Genomic DNA, 17,872 nt, shown 5'->3' with positions numbered 1-17,872 from the left:
AGTCTTCGTGATCGCTTGTGCGGCGTAGCGCTGCTACGCCTCCGCGCAATCCCTCGACAGCCTTGATCTTGCGAAAAATTGACCGTTTCAGGGTGAAGAAATCAAGAATGATTCCGAGAGGTGATTCTATGAATCTGCTGATAAAGGGTGGGCGGGTGATTGACCCGTCCCAGGGGATTGACGAGGTTCTGGACATCGTGGTGGAGAATGGTGCGGTCAAGGAGCTCGGCGCGGGGCTGAAGGCTCCGGCCGGGGCCGAGACCATCGACGCCGCCGGGATGATCGTTACGCCGGGTCTCATCGACATGCATGTGCACCTGCGGGACCCGGGGCTCGAGTACAAGGAAGACATCATTACCGGCACGAAGGCGGCGGCGGCCGGCGGGTTCACCTCGGTGGCCTGCATGCCCAACACCAAGCCGGTGAACGACAACAAGGCGGTGACCAGCTACATCGTCGCCAAGGCGAAGGCCGAGGGCCTCGTGAACGTCTTCCCCGTGGGCGCCATCACCCAGGGGAGCAAGGGTGAGGCTCTGGCCGAGATGGGCGATCTCAAGGAAGCCGGCTGTGTGGCGGTCTCCGACGACGGCCGGCCGGTGACCAGTTCCGAACTCATGCGCCGGGCCCTGGAATACGCCAAGGGGATGGGGATCATGGTCATTTCCCACGCCGAGGACCTCTCCCTGGTGGGGGAGGGGGTCATGAACGAAGGGTTCGTCTCCACCGAACTGGGACTCAAGGGGATTCCCTGGGCCGCCGAGGATGCCGCCACCGCCCGCGAGGTCTACCTGGCGGAGTTCACGGATTCTCCGCTCCACATTGCCCACGTCTCCACTAAAGGGTCGCTCCGGATCATCCGCAACGCCAAGACCCGCGGCGTGAAGGTCACCTGCGAGACCGCGCCCCACTACTTCACCCTCACCGACGATGCGGTGCGGGGGTACAACACCAACGCCAAGATGAACCCGCCGCTACGCACGGCCGATGACATGGCGGCGATCAAGGCGGCCCTTGCCGACGGCACCATCGACGCCATCGCCACCGACCACGCGCCGCACCATCTGGACGAGAAGGATGTGGAATTCAACGTGGCACTGAACGGCATCATCGGCCTGGAAACCTCACTGCCGCTCTCGCTGAAGCTGGTGGAAGAGGGGGTGCTGACCCTTCCTGCTCTGGTCGAGAAAATGGCGTGCAACCCGGCAAAAATCCTCGGGATTGACCGTGGAACCCTCAAGGCGGGGGCGGTTGCCGATATCACCGTCATCGATCCGAAGGCGACGTGGACGGTGGAGGCCGACAGGCTCGCCAGCAAGTCGAAAAACTCCCCCTTCCTCGGGTGGGAGATGAAAGGCGCCGCGGCGTACACCATTGTTTCCGGTAAGGTTGTATATTCAAGATCTTGAAAAGCTATGACCACAGAGGACGCGGAGGTCACAAAGAGAGGCCTGAAGAAGTATGAGCAATCATGCAGGATTTGATGCGGATTTTTTTCTCTGCGCCCTCTGTGGTTGACGCTTTATGTAGTTTGAATCTATCCAGGAGTAACAACGCATGAAAGCAATCCTAGCGCTCGCCGACGGGCGCATCTTCGAAGGAAAATCGTTCGGGGCCAGTGGCGAGACCACCGGTGAGGTGGTCTTCAACACCGCCATGACCGGCTACCAGGAGGTCCTGACCGATCCCTCCTACCGTGGCCAGATGGTCACCATGACCTACACCCAGATGGGGAACACCGGCATCAACCCGGAGGATATCGAGAGCAAGCAGCTCTATCTTTCGGGCTTCATCGTCAAGGAGTACCACGACTGCTACTCCAACTGGCGGGCCACCATGAGCCTCGACGCCTACCTCAAGGAGAACGGTGTGGTGGGCATCCAGGGGCTCGATACCCGCGCGCTCACCCGGCATCTGCGGGACAAGGGGGCCCAGAACGGGATTATCTCAACCGTGGACTTCGACCACGAGAGCCTCGTGAAAAAGGCTCGTGCCGTGCCGAGCATGGCCGGCCTCGACCTCGCCTCCGGCGTCACCTGCGACAAGCCCTACCATTGGACCGAGAAGCTCTGGGACCTGGAGGCGGGGTACACCGCCGTGGCACCCGCGGAGTTGAAGTACAAGGTGGTGGCCTATGACTTCGGCATCAAGTACAACATCCTTCGCTGCCTCGTCTCGGCCGGCTGCGACGTAACCGTGGTTCCCGCCACCTTCCCGGCGGAAGAGGCCCTAGCCATGAATCCCGACGGCATCTTCCTCAGTAACGGCCCCGGAGACCCGGAGCCGATGACCACCGTCATCGGGAACATCAAAAAGTTTGTGGGCAAGAAGCCGATCTTCGGCATCTGTCTCGGGCACCAGCTCCTGGGCCTGGCGTTGGGGGGCAAGACCATGAAGCTCAAGTTCGGCAACCACGGCTCCAACCTGCCGGTCATGGACCTGGACACCCGCAAGGTGGAGATCACCGCCCAGAACCACGGCTTCTCGGTGGACATCGTGTCGCTCGGCCACGCCTGCGAACTGGCCCACGAGAATTTGAACGACCAGACCGTGGAGGGGATGAAGCACACGGAACTTCCCATCTTCTCGGTGCAGCATCACCCGGAGGCGTCGCCGGGCCCCCACGATTCCCACTACCTGTTCGGTCGGTTCGTGGAGTTGATGGCGCAGCATAAATCGTAGGGGCGCAATTCATTGCGCCCAGGGCGTGATTAATCACGCACCTACAGGGCCATGCGGTACATCGATCTTTACCAATCAGGCGAATTATTGCAGCGGGTCAAGGCGGCCTACGCACGGCTCCGCTCCTGTGATCTCTGTCCCCACGACTGCCGGGTGAACCGGCTGACCGGCGAGACCGGCCTCTGTCGGGCGGGGTGGCGGCCGCGAATCGCCTCGGCCAACGCCCACCACGGAGAAGAGCCCCCTATTTCCGGAACGAAGGGGTCGGGGACGATCTTTCTCTCCTGGTGCAGCCTCCTCTGCCGGTTCTGCCAGAATTTCCCCATCAGCCAGCAGGGGAACGGGACGGACCTGACGACACGGGAGTTGGCGGAGCGGATGCTCGGGCTGCAGAAGCGCGGGGTGCACAACATCAACTTCGTCACCCCGACCCACTTCCTGCCGCAGATCCTGGCGGCGCTCTGGTTGGCCATTCCCCGCGGATTCCGGCTCCCCCTCGTCTGGAACTCCAGCGGCTACGAGAAGGTGAACGCCCTCCGGCTTCTGGACGGCATCGTGGATATCTACCTGCCGGACATGAAATATGTGGCGGAAGAGCCGGCGCTCCGGTTTTCATCGGCCCCCGGCTACCGGGAGGTGAACCGGCAGGCGGTGACCGAGATGCTCCGCCAGGTGGGGCACTTGGAGTTGGACGATGAGGGGGTCGCGGTGCGCGGCCTCATCATCCGTCACCTGGTACTGCCGGAGGGGGGCGCCGGGAGCGGCGAGACCCTCCGCTGGATCGCCGCGAGCCTGGGCACCGAGACCCACATCGCCCTGATGAACCAGTTTTTCCCGGCCCACCGGGCTGCCGAGACGCCGGGGATCCACCGCAAGATCACGGACGAGGAGTACGACGAGGCGGTGGAAGCCCTGGAGGAAGCGGGCTTGGAAAACGGCTGGGTACAGGATTGAATTTCAGTTAACGTTACATAAAGCAAGGAGTGGCAATGCCCAAACGTACCGACATCAAAAAGATCCTTATCATCGGCGCCGGCCCCATCGTCATCGGCCAGGCGTGCGAGTTCGACTACTCTGGCACCCAGGCGTGCAAGGCGCTGAAGGAGGAAGGGTTCGAGGTGGTGCTTCTGAACAGCAACCCGGCCACCATCATGACCGACCCCGACTTCGCCGACCGGACCTACGTGGAGCCGGTAACCCCGGAGGTTCTGGCCAAGATCATCGAGAAGGAGCGCCCCGATGCGGTGCTCCCCACCCTGGGCGGCCAGACGGCCCTGAACACCGCCGTGGCGGTGGCAGAGAACGGCACCCTTGAGAAGTTCGGCGTGGAGCTCATCGGCGCCAAGCTCCCGGCCATCAAGAAGGCCGAGGACCGGACCCTCTTCAAGGAGGCCATGGAAAAGATCGGCCTCTCGGTCCCCCGCTCGGGCCTGGCCCACAACTACACCGAGGCGATGGAGGTGATCAAGACGGTGGGCTTTCCAGCCATCATCCGCCCCTCCTTCACCCTGGGCGGCACCGGCGGCGGCATCGCCTACAACATGGAAGAGTACGAGAAGATGGCCGTGGGGGGGATCGACGCCTCCCCAACCGACGAGATCCTGGTGGAGGAGTCGGTCATCGGCTGGAAGGAGTACGAGCTGGAGGTGATGCGCGATACCGCCGACAATGTCGTCATCATCTGTTCCATCGAGAATTTTGACCCCATGGGGGTCCACACCGGCGACTCCATCACCGTGGCCCCGGCCCAGACCCTGACCGACAAGGAGTATCAGATCCTCCGGGACGCGGCCCTCAAGATCATCCGCGAGATCGGCGTGGACACCGGCGGTTCCAATATTCAGTTCGGGATCAACCCCCAGAACGGCCGCCTCGTGGTCATCGAGATGAACCCGCGGGTCTCCCGCTCCTCGGCCCTGGCCTCCAAGGCCACCGGTTTCCCCATCGCCAAGATCGCGGCGAAGCTTGCCGTGGGCTACACCCTGGACGAGATCCGCAACGACATCACCCGCGAGACCCCGGCCTGCTTCGAGCCGACCATCGACTACGTGGTGACCAAGATCCCGCGCTTCACCTTCGAGAAGTTCCCGGCTGCCGACGCGACGCTCACCACCCAGATGAAGTCGGTGGGGGAGGTCATGGCCATCGGCCGGACCTTCAAGGAGTCGTTCCAGAAGGCGCTCCGCTCCCTGGAGATCGGCTCGGCCGGGTTCGAGTCGAGGCTCTTTACCAACGGCGACACCCGCCGGGCCCTGACCGCCAAGGAACAGCAGCTTCTCCACGACAAGCTCCGGGTTCCCAACTGGGAGCGGCTCTGGTATCTGGGGGATGCCTTCCGCAGCGGCATGTCCATTGACGAGATTTTCCAGCTCACCGCCATCGATCCGTGGTTCCTCCACAATATCCGGCAGATAATCGAGAAGGAAGAAGTGCTGCGCAAGGTCGACCCTGCGGCCGAGGCGCGAGCGAGCCTCGCTGCCATCGTCCGCGAGGCCAAGCAATACGGCTTCTCCGACAAGATGCTCGGCCGATTCTGGGGGAAGGGGGACGAGGAGATCCGCCAGCTTCGCCTCTCGCTGGGCGTCAAGCCCGTGTTCAAGCGGGTCGACACCTGCGCCGCCGAGTTTGTCGCCTACACCCCGTACCTCTACTCCACCTATGAGGAAGAGTGCGAGGCCGAGGTGACCGACCGGAAGAAGATCATGATCCTCGGCGGCGGCCCCAACCGAATCGGCCAGGGGATCGAGTTCGACTACTGCTGCGTCCACGGGGTCTTCGCCCTGGCCGAGGACGGCTACGAGACCATCATGGTCAACTGCAACCCGGAGACGGTTTCCACCGACTATGACACCTCCGACCGTCTCTACTTCGAGCCCCTGACCTACGAGGACGTCCTTTCCATCGTCGACCTGGAGAAGCCGAAAGGGGTCATCGTCCAGTTCGGCGGCCAGACCCCCCTGAAGCTCGCCGTGGCCCTGGAGAAGGCTGGAGTCCCCATCATCGGCACCTCGCCGGACGCCATCGACCGGGCCGAGGACCGGGAGCGCTTCCAGGAGATGCTCCACAAGCTGAACCTCGTGCAGCCCGAGAACGGCACTGCCCGCTCCTTCGAGGAGGCGGAAGAGGTGGCCAACCGGATCGGTTATCCCGTGGTGGTTCGCCCTTCCTACGTCCTCGGCGGCCGGGCCATGGAGATCGTCTACGACGTGGAGAACCTCCGCCGCTACATGACCACCGCCGTCCAGGCGTCGCCGGAGCACCCGATCCTCATCGACAAGTTCCTGGACAAGGCAATCGAGATCGATGTGGATGCTCTCTGCGACGGGACCGAGGTGGTCATTGGCGGGATCATGGAGCACATCGAGGAGGCGGGGATCCACTCGGGCGACTCGGCCTGTTCGCTGCCGCCGTATTCCATCTCCCCGGAACTGATCAACGAAATCCGTCGCCAGACGGAGCTCATGGCCCTGGAGTTGAACGTCAAGGGACTCATGAACGTCCAGTACGCCATCAAGGACGGAACCATCTACATCCTGGAGGTGAACCCTCGCGCCTCCCGAACCGCCCCCTTCGTCTCCAAGGCCACGGGGCGCCCCTTGGCAAAGATCGCGGCCCGGGTCATGGCAGGTAAGAGCCTGAAAGAGCTTGGCGTCGCCGGCGACATCGTGCCGAAGCACATGTCGGTCAAGGAGGCGGTCTTCCCCTTCGTCAAGTTCCCCGGTGTCGATACCATCCTGGGGCCGGAGATGAAGTCCACCGGCGAGGTGATGGGGATCGGCCCCGACTTCGCCACCGCCTTCGCCAAGGCCCAGCTCGGCGCCAACGTGAAGCTCCCCCGGTCGGGGAAGGTCTTCATCAGCCTCCACGACGCCGACAAGAAACTTATTGTCGACTCGGCCAAAAAACTCTATAATGCCGGTTTTAAGCTCGTTGCCACCCGCGGTACCGCCACCTACCTGCAGGAGAAGGGGGTCACGGTGGAGGTGATCAACAAGGTTTTGGAGGGGCGCCCCCACGTGGTGGACGCCATCAAGAATGGCCAGATATGCATGGTGCTCAACACCACCCAGGGAGCCCAGGCCGTGGCCGATTCCTTCTCCATCCGGCGCGAGGCCCTCATGCACAACGTGGCGTACTTCACCACGGTCGCCGGGGCCAACGCGGTGGCGGACGGCATTGTCGCCATGCTCAATGGCGAGCTTGACGTGAAACCCCTTCAGGAGTACCTGGGGTAAGCCCCGGTTCGATATTCTGCACCAACGGGGCGGCCAAACGGCTGCCCCGAGATTTTCATAGAGGAGTAGTCAGCACGATGTCCCATTCAGTCCCGATGACCAAGGAAAGTTACGAGGCGCTCCAGGAGGAGCTCAAACGGCTGATCCGCGAGGAGCGGCCCCGGGTGATCCAGGATATCGCCGAGGCCCGCAGCCATGGCGACCTCTCCGAGAACGCAGAATACGATGCGGCAAAGAACCGGCAGGCGTTCATCGAGGGGCGCATCCAGGAGCTTCAGGGAAAGCTTGCCCGGGCCTATGTGGTGGACCTTACCGGGATGAAGCCCGACAAGGTGGTCTTCGGCGCCACCGTCACCCTCTACGACACCGCCTCCGAGGAGGAGGTCACCTACAAGATCGTCGGTGAGGAAGAGGCCGACATCAAGCTCGGGAAGATCTCCTGCACCTCACCGGTGGGGAAGGCCCTCATCGGCCACAAGCTCGACGACAGCGTCAAGATCAAGGTGCCGTCGGGGCTCACCAGGGAATACGAGATCATCGACATCAAGTACCTCTGATTGATAACCATAACCTCCGCTGAAAGAAAGGAATCAAGATGAGCCAGCAGTTCACCAAGGATATGACGTTCGCCCAAGCCCTTCAGGCCAATCCCGAAGTGGCCAAGGTACTTCGCAAGTACAATCTCGGCTGCATCGGCTGCATGGGGGCCCAGAACGAGACCCTCGAGCAGGGGTGCAGCGCCCACGGCCTCGATGTGAACGATATCCTGAGAGACCTGAACGCCATCGGGTAGTAAGCCGCTGTCAAGGGCGAAGGGGGAGACCTCTTCGCCCTTCGTCTATCCGCCGCGAGGAGCCATGCCGGTCGTCATCACCCTTGCCGAGAACGGTCAGATATCAATCCCCGACGATCTCTTGAAGGACCTGGGACTCAAACCGGGCGACCCGGTTTCCCTTGCCCCCGTGCCGGAGGGCATTCTCCTCACTCCACACCTTTCCTCCTCTCCCGTTGCGGCCAAGAGCCAGCTTCAGGATTCCATCCACCGTAAAAACCTCGAAACCCCTATCCACGTCATCAAGGGGGTGGGGCCGAAGCTGGCGGAGACCCTCGGCAGAAAGGGGATTGCCACGGTGGAGGATGCCCTCTACCTCCTCCCCAACCGCTACGAGGACCGCCGCCAGGTGGTACCCATTGCCAGGCTCCGCCCCGGGATGACGAGCGTCTTTGCCGGCGAGATCATCTCCGCCGACGTGGTGGCAACCAAGGGGGGACGCCGCTTCTTCGAGGCGGTGGTGCGGGACGCAAGCGGCACCGTCTCCTGCAAGTGGTTCAACTTTAATCCCGCCTTCCTGAAAAAGAGCTGGAAGCAGGGACGGCGAGGAATCTTCACCGGCCTCGTCTCCCAGTTCGGCCTCCAGCGCGAGGTCCATCACCCCGATGCGGAGTGGCTTGCGGAGGGAGAGACGGTGGAGGCGGTCATGGCCCGGGACCCGGTCAGCTTCGGGCGGGTGGTGCCGGTCTACCCCCTCACCGAGGGGCTGCACCAGAAGACGCTGCGGAAGGTGATGAAGGGGGTAGTGGACCAGTTCGCTTCCTGCGTGGAGAGCGTGCTGCCGCCGGAGGTGGCGCGTCGCCAGGGGCTCCTGCCGCTCTCCGAGGCGCTCCAGCGGGTCCACTTTCCCGGCGGCGACGCCGACTCTCAGCTGCTGGAAGAAGGGAAGGACCCTGCCAACCGCACCCTCGTTTTCGATGAATTCTTCTTTCTCGAACTGGGCCTTGCCCTGAAAAGACAGGGTATTGCCCTTGAAACGGGCATCGCCTTCAGCGTCAGTCACACCTACACGAAGCCGCTGCTGAAACTGCTTCCCTTCGCCATGACCGGTGCCCAGCGGCGGGTCCTGGCCGAGATCAAGGCGGACATGATGGCGCCGCACCCGATGCACCGTCTCGTCCAGGGGGACGTGGGGAGCGGCAAGACCCTGGTGGCGCTCATGGCGGCGCTGGTGGCGGTGGAGAACGGCTACCAGGTGGCGATCATGGCCCCTACCGAGATTCTGGCCGAGCAGCACTATCTGAACCTCCACCGCTGGTGCGACGAGCTGGGGATCTCGGTGACGCTCATCACCTCGTCGTTGAAGGGGAACGCGAAGAAGGACGTTTTGGCGCGGGTGGCGGAGGGGGCCGCGCAGATCGTCATCGGCACCCATGCGGTGATCCAGGAGAAGGTGGAGTTTCAACGGCTGGGGCTTGGCATCGTGGACGAACAGCACCGCTTCGGGGTGATCCAGCGGGGGCTCCTGCGGAAGAAGGGGGAGAACCCCGACATCCTCGTCATGACCGCAACCCCCATCCCCCGGACCCTGGCCATGACCGTCTTCGGTGACCTGTCGCTCTCGGTCATCGACGAGCTGCCGCCGGGGCGGACCCCCATCGAGACGCGGGTCTGTTACGAGAACCGGCGCCAGCAAGTCTACGGCATCATCCGGGAGGAGGTAGCCAAGGGACGCCAGGCCTACGTCATCTACCCCCTGGTGGAGGAGTCGGAGAAGTCGGACCTGAAGGCGGCCATCCAGATGGCCGAGCACCTGGCCAACGACATCTTTTCCGACCTGCGGCTCGGCATCCTCCACGGCCGGATGAAGCCCGAGGAGAAGGAAGGGGTGATGCGCTCCTTCAAGGCACGGGAGATTGACATCCTCGTGGCCACCACGGTCATCGAGGTGGGGATCGACGTCCCCAACGCCACGGTGATGGTCATCGAGCACGCCGAGCGGTTCGGCCTCTCCCAGTTGCACCAGTTGCGGGGCCGGGTAGGGCGGGGGAGCGAGAAATCCCGCTGCATCCTGATGACCCCCGGAAGGCTCACCGAGGATGGCGAGAAGCGGCTCCGGGTGATGGAGTCGACCACCGACGGTTTCCGGATCTCCGAGGCCGATCTCGAAATCCGCGGCCCCGGCGATTTCCTCGGTACCCGCCAGGCGGGAATTCCCGATTTCCGCGTCGCCAACATCCTGCGCGACGGCCGGATTCTGGAGGAGGCCCGGCAGGAGGCCTTTGCCGTGGCGGAACGGGACCCGGAGCTGAAGCTGGCCGAACACGCGAAACTCCGCGCCGAGCTGGCCCGCCGCTGGGGCGGACGGCTCGAACTGGCGGGGATCGCGTAACGATACTGCAGCACCCATTTCCAGAATGGAGGAATCAATGTCCGAATTCACCAACGTAACCGTAGTCCGCGAGGCGAACGTCTACTTCAATGGCGGCGTCACGAGCCGCACCGTCATCTTCCCTGACGGGACGAAGAAGACCCTCGGCATCATGCTGCCGGGCGAGTATACCTTCAACACCGGCGCGGCGGAGCTCATGGAGATCCTTTCCGGCGAGCTGGATCTGAAGCGTCCCGGCAGCGACCTGTGGGACCGCATCGGCGGCGGTGAGTCGTTCGACGTGCCGGCCAATTCGTCCTTCACCATGAAGGTCCTTGCCGTCACCGACTACTGCTGCTCGTTCCTCGCTTAAGCAGAAAGTTTGACCGCACGGCGTCCGGTTAGCCTGGGGGAGAACCCCCGGGCTTTTTTAGTGTGGGTCCCACCCGGTTTGACGAGGATGAAGATGCCGGCCGTTGACTTCCTCCGGTCGAGCGTGTAGGTTTCCTCCGATTGCGCCGGAGGTGACCCGAATCATGACCCCTGAACAGCATTCCCCCACAACCCTGGCCGTCGGCCGTTTCGCCCCGTCGCCCACCGGGCCGCTCCACATCGGCTCCCTGGTGGCTGCCGTGGGGAGTTACGCCATGGCGAGGCGTGCCGGCGGACTCTGGCTCCTCCGGATGGAAGACCTGGATTCCCCGCGGGTGGTGCCGGGAATGGCGGATGACATCCTCCGGACCCTTGAGGCGTTGGGATTTGCGTGGGATGGGGAGATCATCCGGCAGAGTGATCGGATCGAGGCCTACCAGTCTGCCCTGGAGCAACTGCTGGCCTCCGGCGATGTCTATCCCTGCGGCTGCTCCCGGGCCGAGATCGCCCGGGCTGCCACGGCTCCCCACGACGGCGATGGGGAGATGGCGTACCCCAACCTCTGTCGCGACGGCCTGCCGCCGGGGAAGGAGGCGCGGTCGTACCGCGTGAAGGTCCCAGCGGAACCGATCACGTTTCACGATCTTGTCTTGGGAGAGAAAAGGTACGATCTCGCCCGGGTGTGCGGCGACTTCGTCGTAAAGCGTGCCGACGGCCTCTTCGCCTACCAGTTGGCCGTGGTGGTGGACGATGCCGCCCAAGGGGTCAACCAGGTGGTGCGGGGGGCGGACCTCCTCTCCTCAACCCCACGGCAGATCCTCCTTCATCGGCTGCTCGGCCATGATGCTCCCGCCTATGCTCACCTCCCTCTCGTGACCGGCCCAGGGGGAGCGAAGCTCTCCAAGCGCGACCATGCCGTCTCGCTCTCCGCCGGTCGCGACCTGGCAGCCGACGGGGGAGCGATGCTGCTGGCGGTCCTCAGGTTTCTCGGCCAGCAGCCACCCCAAACGCTTGCAGGTGCGTCGGGGAGGGAAATTCTCGCCTGGGCCGCCGAGTGCTTCGATTCAGGGAGAGTCCCTTCCCGATCGGCTCCATTGCCGGAGTCGGCTCATGGATGAAACAGGTCTGGTTCACTCTGCCGGGTTGCCATGAACGTGAAATTGATGTATTGAAAGAACTGTTTTCCTCTACCGCATCGCCCCCGCAATCCCTTCAGTTGACCGTCTTTCGCTCGATCTCCCCGCCATAACGGGAAAAGGTGAATGGTTTCGGCTGTCTCGTGTTGTGTCGCGCGTCTTGCGGCAGTGGACTATCTAATTTCATTGGGAGGAGAAGATTCATGAAGAAGACGATTGTTGTGATGATTGGCTCGTTGTTGATGGCGGCTTCAGCCCATGCGGAGCACAAACTCCTGTTCACCGACGTTCTCGAGCAGAAGCAGGTTGAGGGGCAGGCCCGCTTCGAATATTCCCACGCCAGAGGCAACATCAGCAGCCCCATCGACGGTACGGGGACGTTGACGACCAACGCCGTCGAATCCGGCTACTCTCTCGGGGTCGGTCTCGGGCATGGCCTGGAACTGACTGCCTCGATTCCGTTTGTCTTTACCGAGCGCGCCAAGGCTGAATTGGCTGGAGTGCCCGAGTATGAAAAGCGTGACGGCTTCGGGGACTTTGCGCTGGAAGCCAAGTATCGCCTGCTCGGCGGTGAGGAGAAGCCGTTTACCGTGGTTACCGGTCTTGGCCTGAAATTCGATACGGCCCGCCGGAAGGATACCGGCACAGGAACGACGGACGTGAGCCCCTTTATTGCTGCAAGCGCCAACCTTGGGCACCACTATACCCCTTATGCCATCTACCGCGCGACGATCAGAAACCACGATGCTCAGGATACTCACACCCTCTCCCTCGGCCTTGAGAAGGAACTGAACCACACGGTAACGCTCGACGCCAAGGTCGACGCCAATTTCAACACCGCGACGCGCGCCACCACCGCTAACGAGGATTTCTCCTTCGAGGTGACAAGCTACATTCAGGTAGCCCACAACTTCTATCTGCTCCCCAGCGTGGCCTATACCGTGGCGACCAATGCCACCAGCAAGGTGAATGATCTTCGGGTGGGGCCTGTTGACGGGTTCCGCGGCGGGATTTCACTCTACTACCTGTACTGAGCGATTCCCGCAGGGGAAAAGCCTGAACGCGGGCACCACTGCCCACAAAGTCCTCGTCTAACGGCGAGGACTTTTTTTTATCTGTTCACCCGCCCGGGGGCGTGGGCTCTTCCGCCTGATAGGGCTGCCGCATCCCTGGGGTGCTGTGGAATAGTGTTGAGCCTGTTGGGGAATATTCTGGAGGGGACGGGGGGGGTGGATTGTGTTGATAGTTGAAAAGTTAGTGATATTGATACTTTACGCGGTGGTGGGGTCTGGCATGGCATATGTATATCGTCAGGATAAAATCAGGAGGTGTAATCACGAGCCGATGCAGCATAACTATGGTTCGCGTCCATGTTCCTCCGAAACGAAAGGAGAATGTCATGAACAGGAAATCGATTATTGCAGTTACGGCAGCTCTGGGGATCTTTGCCGGCGGGATGGCCTATGCAGGGGGCTGCGACATGTGCGGCAAGGAGGCGGGGTGCAATAACGACCAATCGGTGCAGCAGTACCAGCAGGCCACCGAGCAGCTGCGTGCGCGGACGAAGTCCCTCGATCTGGCCATCCGGACCGAGTATTCCTACAATCAGGTCAACATCCAGCGCATTGAAGCGCTGGAAAAACAGCTAAAGGAGGCCAAGGCCGAACTCAGGGCGCAGGCGGAAAAATACAATGTGCCGACCTGCTGCCTGATCTGAGCGGCTGACGCATAATGCCTGACGAGGGCATCAGCTTTTCCTCCGCGCGGCCAGCGTAGTTTTTCCGTCGATGCTGTGGAATAATCAACATCGCCAATGGATAGTATTCTGCAGACCTGTGCGTCAGTCAAATGTCGAAACCTGTATGGTGCCGTAATCAGGGCGTCGGTGCCGAATGCGACCGTTGGCACGAACCTTGTTAACGGTTTTGCAGGGAATCGATCGGACGGTATGGGTGCTTTGAACCGGAGAGCCCACTTCTGGGGAGGATGACGATGGTGAAAAGAAGATGGATAAATGGAGCTCTCGTTCTCGTCGCCTGCCTGGTGGTGAGTCTCTTCGCCTTTTCGGTCCGTATCGAGGCCTCACCGGATGCCGTCGCCGTGCTTAAGACCAGCGGGATGACCTGCGGGAGCTGTGCGGCCCGCATCGAAAAGGCTTTGAAGATGCAGGGGGGCGTCGCCTCGGTTCAGGTCGATGTGAATGCCGCTCGGGTCGTGATCGGCTACGACTCGAAGCGGGTCCGTCCCGAAACCATTGCCGAGCGGGTGACCGGCACCGGTTACGGGAGCAGCATCCTGCAGGTCCTGACACCGGAACAGTACAAGGCAATGACCGGCCAGAGCATCGTGGCATCCAAAGCGGGCAGCGGCTGTGGTGGCGGGTGCTGCGGCGCCAGGCAGCCGGCTCAATAAATTCTGTCGAGAGAAAGGAAGCAAAAGATGGACAGATCAGGAAAAGGTTTCGTGAAGATGTGGGTCCTGGCCCTCGTGGTTGTCCTCGCGGTGGCGGGGGTGGTGGGGGCCTTTTCGCTCCCCGGCCTGGGAAAGCATGAAAAGGTGAAAGCAGTGAATGGGACCGTTACGATACCGCTCGCGGCGGTTGCCGACGGGAAGGCCCATTTCTACAAGTATTCTCAAGGGGGGAAGGAGGTTGCCTTCTTCGTGGTCAAGTCTCCCGGCGGGGCCGTCAAGACCGCCTTTGATGCCTGCGACGTCTGCTTCCGTGAGAAGAAGGGCTACGAGCAGGGGGGCGGATTCATGGTCTGCAAGCAGTGCAACAAAAAGTTCGACATCAATCGGATCGGCGAGGGGGCCGGCGGTGGCTGCAACCCTTCATTCCTCCCGAGTCGTCAGGTTGGAAACGCCATCGTAATCGCGACCTCCGATCTGATGGCCGGATCCCGCTTCTTCTAACGCTGCATCAACCGGGCAGAATCGGGGTAGTCCATGAAGCTGCATGACATTTCCATCAACAACCTCCGCCGTCGCAAGGCGAAGATGGCTTTTCTCACCATCGGACTCATGGTCGGCATCGCCACTATCGTGACCCTGGTCACCCTCACCTCGTCCATGTCCCACGACATCGGCAAGAAGATGGACGAGTTCGGAGCGAACATCCTCATCATGCCCCAGAGCAATGATCTCTCCATGAGCTACGGGGGGATCAGCCTCGGGCGGGTCACCTTCGATCAGCGGGAGATCCGCGAGGAGGATCTGGCGAAGATCACCACCATCAAGAACAGTCGTAATATCCTTTCCGTCTCTCCCAAGGTGCTTGGGGGGATCAGGCTTGGTGCCCGGGAGGCCTTGCTGGTGGGGGTCGATTTCGAGAAAGAGCTGAAGATGAAGCAGTGGTGGAGCATTTTTGGCGGGGCGCCGGCGAAGGAGAGTGAAATTCTGCTCGGCAGCGCCGCAGCCGACTCGGCCCATCTGACGCCGGGCGATACGGTGGGCATTGGCGGGAAGAGCTTCACCGTCTCCGGTGTCCTGGCCCAGACAGGCTCTCAGGACGATTCCCTCGTCTTCATGCCGCTGCGCAGTGCCCAGAGGCTCCTCGGCAAGGAAGGGCGGATTACCCTGGTGGAGGTTGCCGCACTCTGCTCCGGTTGTCCCATCGGCGACATGGTGGTGCAGATCGGCGAAAAGCTCCCCGACGCCAAGGTTACAGCTATCCAGCAGGTGGTCGAAGGGCGGCTCAAGGCCCTCGATCATTTCAAGCGCTTTGCCTTTGCCGTGGCCGGCGTCGTCACCTTCATCGGCTCCCTCATCGTCTTCGTCACCATGATGGGGAGCGTCGCCGAACGGACCACCGAAATCGGCGTCTTTCGTGCCATCGGCTTCCGCAAGAGCCACATCATGCGGATTATTCTTCTGGAGGCGGCTCTCGTGAGCCTGCTGGCCGGCGTCCTCGGCTACGCCGCCGGTATGGGGGGGGCCAAGGTGGCCCTGCCGTTCATGGCCGAGGCCACGGATGCGGCGCTGGTCTGGGACCCGTCGGTCATGGCCGGTTCCATTGCGCTTTCACTCGTCGTCGGGATGCTGGCCAGCCTCTACCCGGCCCTCCATGCGAGCAGGCTCGACCCGACCGAAGCCCTGCGGGCCCTCTAAGGGGAATCTCCATGCCACTCATTGCGATACAGAATCTCACGAAGCATTACCAGAGCGGCGGTGAAACGGTGGAGGCCCTGCGCGGCGTCAACCTCTCCATCGACAGTGGCGAGTTCGTCACCATCATGGGGCAGTCCGGATCGGGCAAAAGCACGCTCCTGTCGGTCCTTGGTGGCATGAACCACCCGAGCGGAGGCACCGTGGAAATGGCCGGCGTCACGCTCTACGAACTCCCCGGCGAACAGCTTGCCGACTTCCGGGCAGAGAACCTGGGATTCGTCTTCCAGTCGTTCCACCTCATCCAGTACCTCACGGCCCTGGAGAACGTCATGCTTCCCCTGACCATTACGAAGATGAAGAAGACGGATAAGGTGCAGGCCGCCAGGGAGGCCCTCGAACGGGTAGGACTTGCCGGCAAGGCAGACCGCCTTCCCAACCAGCTCTCCGGCGGCGAGCAGGAGCGGGTGGCCATCGCCCGGGCCATCGTCAAGAAACCGCCCATCCTCCTTGCCGACGAGCCCACCGGCAATCTGGACTCCAGGACCAGCGAGGAAGTCATGGAGCTTTTCCGGCGCCTCAACGACGATGGGCAGACGATCATCATGGTGACCCACAACCCCGAGAACAGCGTTTACGCCGACCGGACCATCCATCTTCGCGACGGTTTCATAACCGATGAATCCAGCGCGGGTAATGGCGCGAGAACCGCTGCCTGAGCTACACTATTCTTTTTTTGTCGATAAAAAGATGTTGACTCCAAAAAGTTCATTTGCTATATAACGAGAACTTGTTGCGCGGGAATAACTCAGTGGTAGAGTGCAACCTTGCCAAGGTTGAAGTCGCGGGTTCGAATCCCGTTTCCCGCTCCAAAAAAAGCTAGTTGATTCCGATGGTTAACGGAATCAGTTCCCGACTGTCCCCGTAACTGTCCCCAAAGACCAGTAACGGGGACAAGTTTTTTCTGGGCTTCACCAGGAAATCCACACCGAAGTAGTTGAGAATCTCCTCCGCGTCATCCTCCAGCCCCTCCACATACTCCCCGTAGTTCTGATAGACCATCTGCTTGCTCGAATGACCCATCAGCCGGTAGAGCCGCATCGGATTCATCCCGATGGTGAGCGCCCAGGCGCAGAAGGTATGACGGGTGCTGTAGGGGGTCTTGTCCTGCACCTGCGACTCCTTCAGCGCCCTGTTCCAGCAGACCTTGCGGAAGGAATTGCCGTCGAAGGGCCTGCCATCCTCCATGGAGAAGAGATAGGGCGAGGAGGGATGCTGCTGCGCCGCCCGGGCCACCACCTGGCGCAGCCGCTCGGTCAGGGGAACCGTGCGGTGGCGGTACCGGTTCTTGAGGAGATCCTTCTCCTCCCCAAGGACAATGGCATGCTGGACCGCGATGCTCTTCTCCCCCACGTCGGCTTTGCGCAGCCCCGCCGTCTCGCTGGCCGACAGCCCCGTCAGCACCAGAAACTCCAGGTGCGGCCGGTAGCAGGGTGGGGCGCACTCCAGAAACCGCAGCCACTCCCGGAACCGGAACACCTTATCCCGGCGCTTCGGCACCCGCGCCGGCAGATGCCGGCTGATGGTCTCGAAGGGATTTCGCAGCGTCCAGCGGTGGTGATCCGCCGCATCCTCCCAGATCCGGCGCAGGGGAATCAGGATATTGGCGACCCGCTGCCGGGAGAGGGGCTTCCCCTTTTTGATACCGTTCTCCTTCGACAGAGAGGCGATGAACGCCTGCACCTCCAGGGAGGTGATCTGGTAGAAGGAGAGCCTGGCGAAGTGAGGGAGAATCCGCCCCTCCAGGGCCGAGGTGTAATCCTTGCGCTTCGTCGGCGACGTCATCGCGGGAATCATCCGCTTCATCCACTCCCGCGCGAAGGGGCCAAAGAGGACATGCTGGGGCTCGGGATGAAACTCCCGCCCCTCCCGTTCGGCAAAAAACCGCTTCTTCCGGGTGCTCGCCCCGGGAAACGCCTCCGCAAACCGGAACGTCTGCTGCTCGATCTGCTCCATGGACTTTTCAAGGAACCTGCGGACCTTGGCCCGGTTCTGCGGCGAATCGACCAGTCCCGTAGACTTCGTGACCCGCACGCCGAAATAGTAGAGATCCACATACAGGATACTGCTCCCCTTGCGCCGCTTGATGGCGCCCCCCCGGGGCTGGGGCTCGTTCAACCGTACCTTCTTCATACCATCACCT

Annotated in this window: 16 protein-coding genes and 1 tRNA gene; 16 read left to right on the top strand and 1 reads right to left on the bottom strand. The window is 62.0% G+C overall.

The window, feature by feature from the left end:
• Positions 1-128 precede the first annotated feature (128 nt).
• The 16 genes from GPICK_RS09845 (at position 129) to GPICK_RS09770 (ending at position 16,541) form a co-directional block, all read left to right on the top strand.
• Positions 129-1,406 carry a dihydroorotase gene (locus tag GPICK_RS09845; RefSeq protein ID WP_039742700.1) on the top strand — a complete coding sequence of 426 codons (1,278 nt, stop codon included), beginning with the start codon at positions 129-131 and terminating at the stop codon, positions 1,404-1,406.
• 148 nt (positions 1,407-1,554) lie between these two features.
• Positions 1,555-2,679, top strand: coding sequence for a glutamine-hydrolyzing carbamoyl-phosphate synthase small subunit (gene carA / locus GPICK_RS09840; RefSeq protein WP_039742697.1), 1,125 nt, complete (start codon positions 1,555-1,557; stop codon positions 2,677-2,679).
• A gap of 51 nt (positions 2,680-2,730) precedes the next feature.
• Positions 2,731-3,633, top strand: coding sequence for a radical SAM protein (locus tag GPICK_RS09835; protein WP_039742695.1), 903 nt, complete (start codon positions 2,731-2,733; stop codon positions 3,631-3,633).
• Positions 3,634-3,668: 35 nt separating this feature from the next.
• The gene (carB, locus tag GPICK_RS09830) at positions 3,669-6,914 is read left to right on the top strand and encodes a carbamoyl-phosphate synthase large subunit (protein WP_039742693.1); all 3,246 of its coding nucleotides are present in this window, start codon (positions 3,669-3,671) and stop codon (positions 6,912-6,914) included.
• A 77-nt stretch (positions 6,915-6,991) separates the two neighbouring features.
• On the top strand, positions 6,992-7,471 hold the full coding sequence (gene greA / locus GPICK_RS09825) for a transcription elongation factor GreA (RefSeq protein WP_039742691.1): 480 nt from the start codon (positions 6,992-6,994) through the stop codon (positions 7,469-7,471).
• Positions 7,472-7,509: 38 nt separating this feature from the next.
• Positions 7,510-7,707 (top strand): DUF1858 domain-containing protein, encoded by a 198-nt coding sequence (locus tag GPICK_RS09820; protein WP_039742690.1) that lies wholly within the window; start codon positions 7,510-7,512, stop codon positions 7,705-7,707.
• 64 nt (positions 7,708-7,771) lie between these two features.
• Positions 7,772-10,078 carry an ATP-dependent DNA helicase RecG gene (gene recG / locus GPICK_RS09815; protein ID WP_039742688.1) on the top strand — a complete coding sequence of 769 codons (2,307 nt, stop codon included), beginning with the start codon at positions 7,772-7,774 and terminating at the stop codon, positions 10,076-10,078.
• Positions 10,079-10,115: 37 nt separating this feature from the next.
• Positions 10,116-10,430 carry a pyrimidine/purine nucleoside phosphorylase gene (ppnP, locus tag GPICK_RS09810; protein ID WP_039742687.1) on the top strand — a complete coding sequence of 105 codons (315 nt, stop codon included), beginning with the start codon at positions 10,116-10,118 and terminating at the stop codon, positions 10,428-10,430.
• Positions 10,431-10,593: 163 nt separating this feature from the next.
• Positions 10,594-11,547 carry a tRNA glutamyl-Q(34) synthetase GluQRS gene (gene gluQRS, locus GPICK_RS09805; protein WP_052263392.1) on the top strand — a complete coding sequence of 318 codons (954 nt, stop codon included), beginning with the start codon at positions 10,594-10,596 and terminating at the stop codon, positions 11,545-11,547.
• 221 nt (positions 11,548-11,768) lie between these two features.
• Positions 11,769-12,599, top strand: coding sequence for a transporter family protein (locus tag GPICK_RS09800; RefSeq protein WP_039742684.1), 831 nt, complete (start codon positions 11,769-11,771; stop codon positions 12,597-12,599).
• 365 nt (positions 12,600-12,964) lie between these two features.
• Positions 12,965-13,282, top strand: coding sequence for a nucleotide exchange factor GrpE (locus GPICK_RS09795; protein WP_039742682.1), 318 nt, complete (start codon positions 12,965-12,967; stop codon positions 13,280-13,282).
• Positions 13,283-13,557: 275 nt separating this feature from the next.
• Entirely contained in the window at positions 13,558-13,977 is a 420-nt protein-coding gene (locus GPICK_RS09790) for a heavy-metal-associated domain-containing protein (protein WP_236685528.1), read from the top strand.
• 27 nt (positions 13,978-14,004) lie between these two features.
• Entirely contained in the window at positions 14,005-14,478 is a 474-nt protein-coding gene (locus tag GPICK_RS09785; protein WP_039742679.1) for a DUF2318 domain-containing protein, read from the top strand.
• 33 nt (positions 14,479-14,511) lie between these two features.
• Positions 14,512-15,672: an ABC transporter permease gene (locus GPICK_RS09780; RefSeq protein WP_039742677.1), complete on the top strand. Its 1,161-nt coding sequence runs from the start codon at positions 14,512-14,514 to the stop codon at positions 15,670-15,672.
• 11 nt (positions 15,673-15,683) lie between these two features.
• On the top strand, positions 15,684-16,388 hold the full coding sequence (locus GPICK_RS09775) for an ABC transporter ATP-binding protein (protein WP_039742675.1): 705 nt from the start codon (positions 15,684-15,686) through the stop codon (positions 16,386-16,388).
• A gap of 78 nt (positions 16,389-16,466) precedes the next feature.
• Positions 16,467-16,541, top strand: a tRNA-Gly gene (locus GPICK_RS09770).
• Positions 16,542-16,548: 7 nt separating this feature from the next.
• Here the strand turns inward: GPICK_RS09770 and GPICK_RS09765 are convergent.
• On the bottom strand, positions 16,549-17,862 hold the full coding sequence (locus tag GPICK_RS09765; protein ID WP_052263391.1) for a tyrosine-type recombinase/integrase: 1,314 nt from the start codon (positions 17,860-17,862) through the stop codon (positions 16,549-16,551).
• Positions 17,863-17,872 lie beyond the last annotated feature (10 nt).

This window comes from Geobacter pickeringii, from assembly GCF_000817955.1.
In the GTDB taxonomy this organism is placed as follows: Bacteria; Desulfobacterota; Desulfuromonadia; order Geobacterales; family Geobacteraceae; genus Geobacter; species Geobacter pickeringii.
The sequence above is the reverse complement of the archived record's forward strand: the minus strand, read 5'-3'. Positions and strand labels throughout refer to the sequence as shown.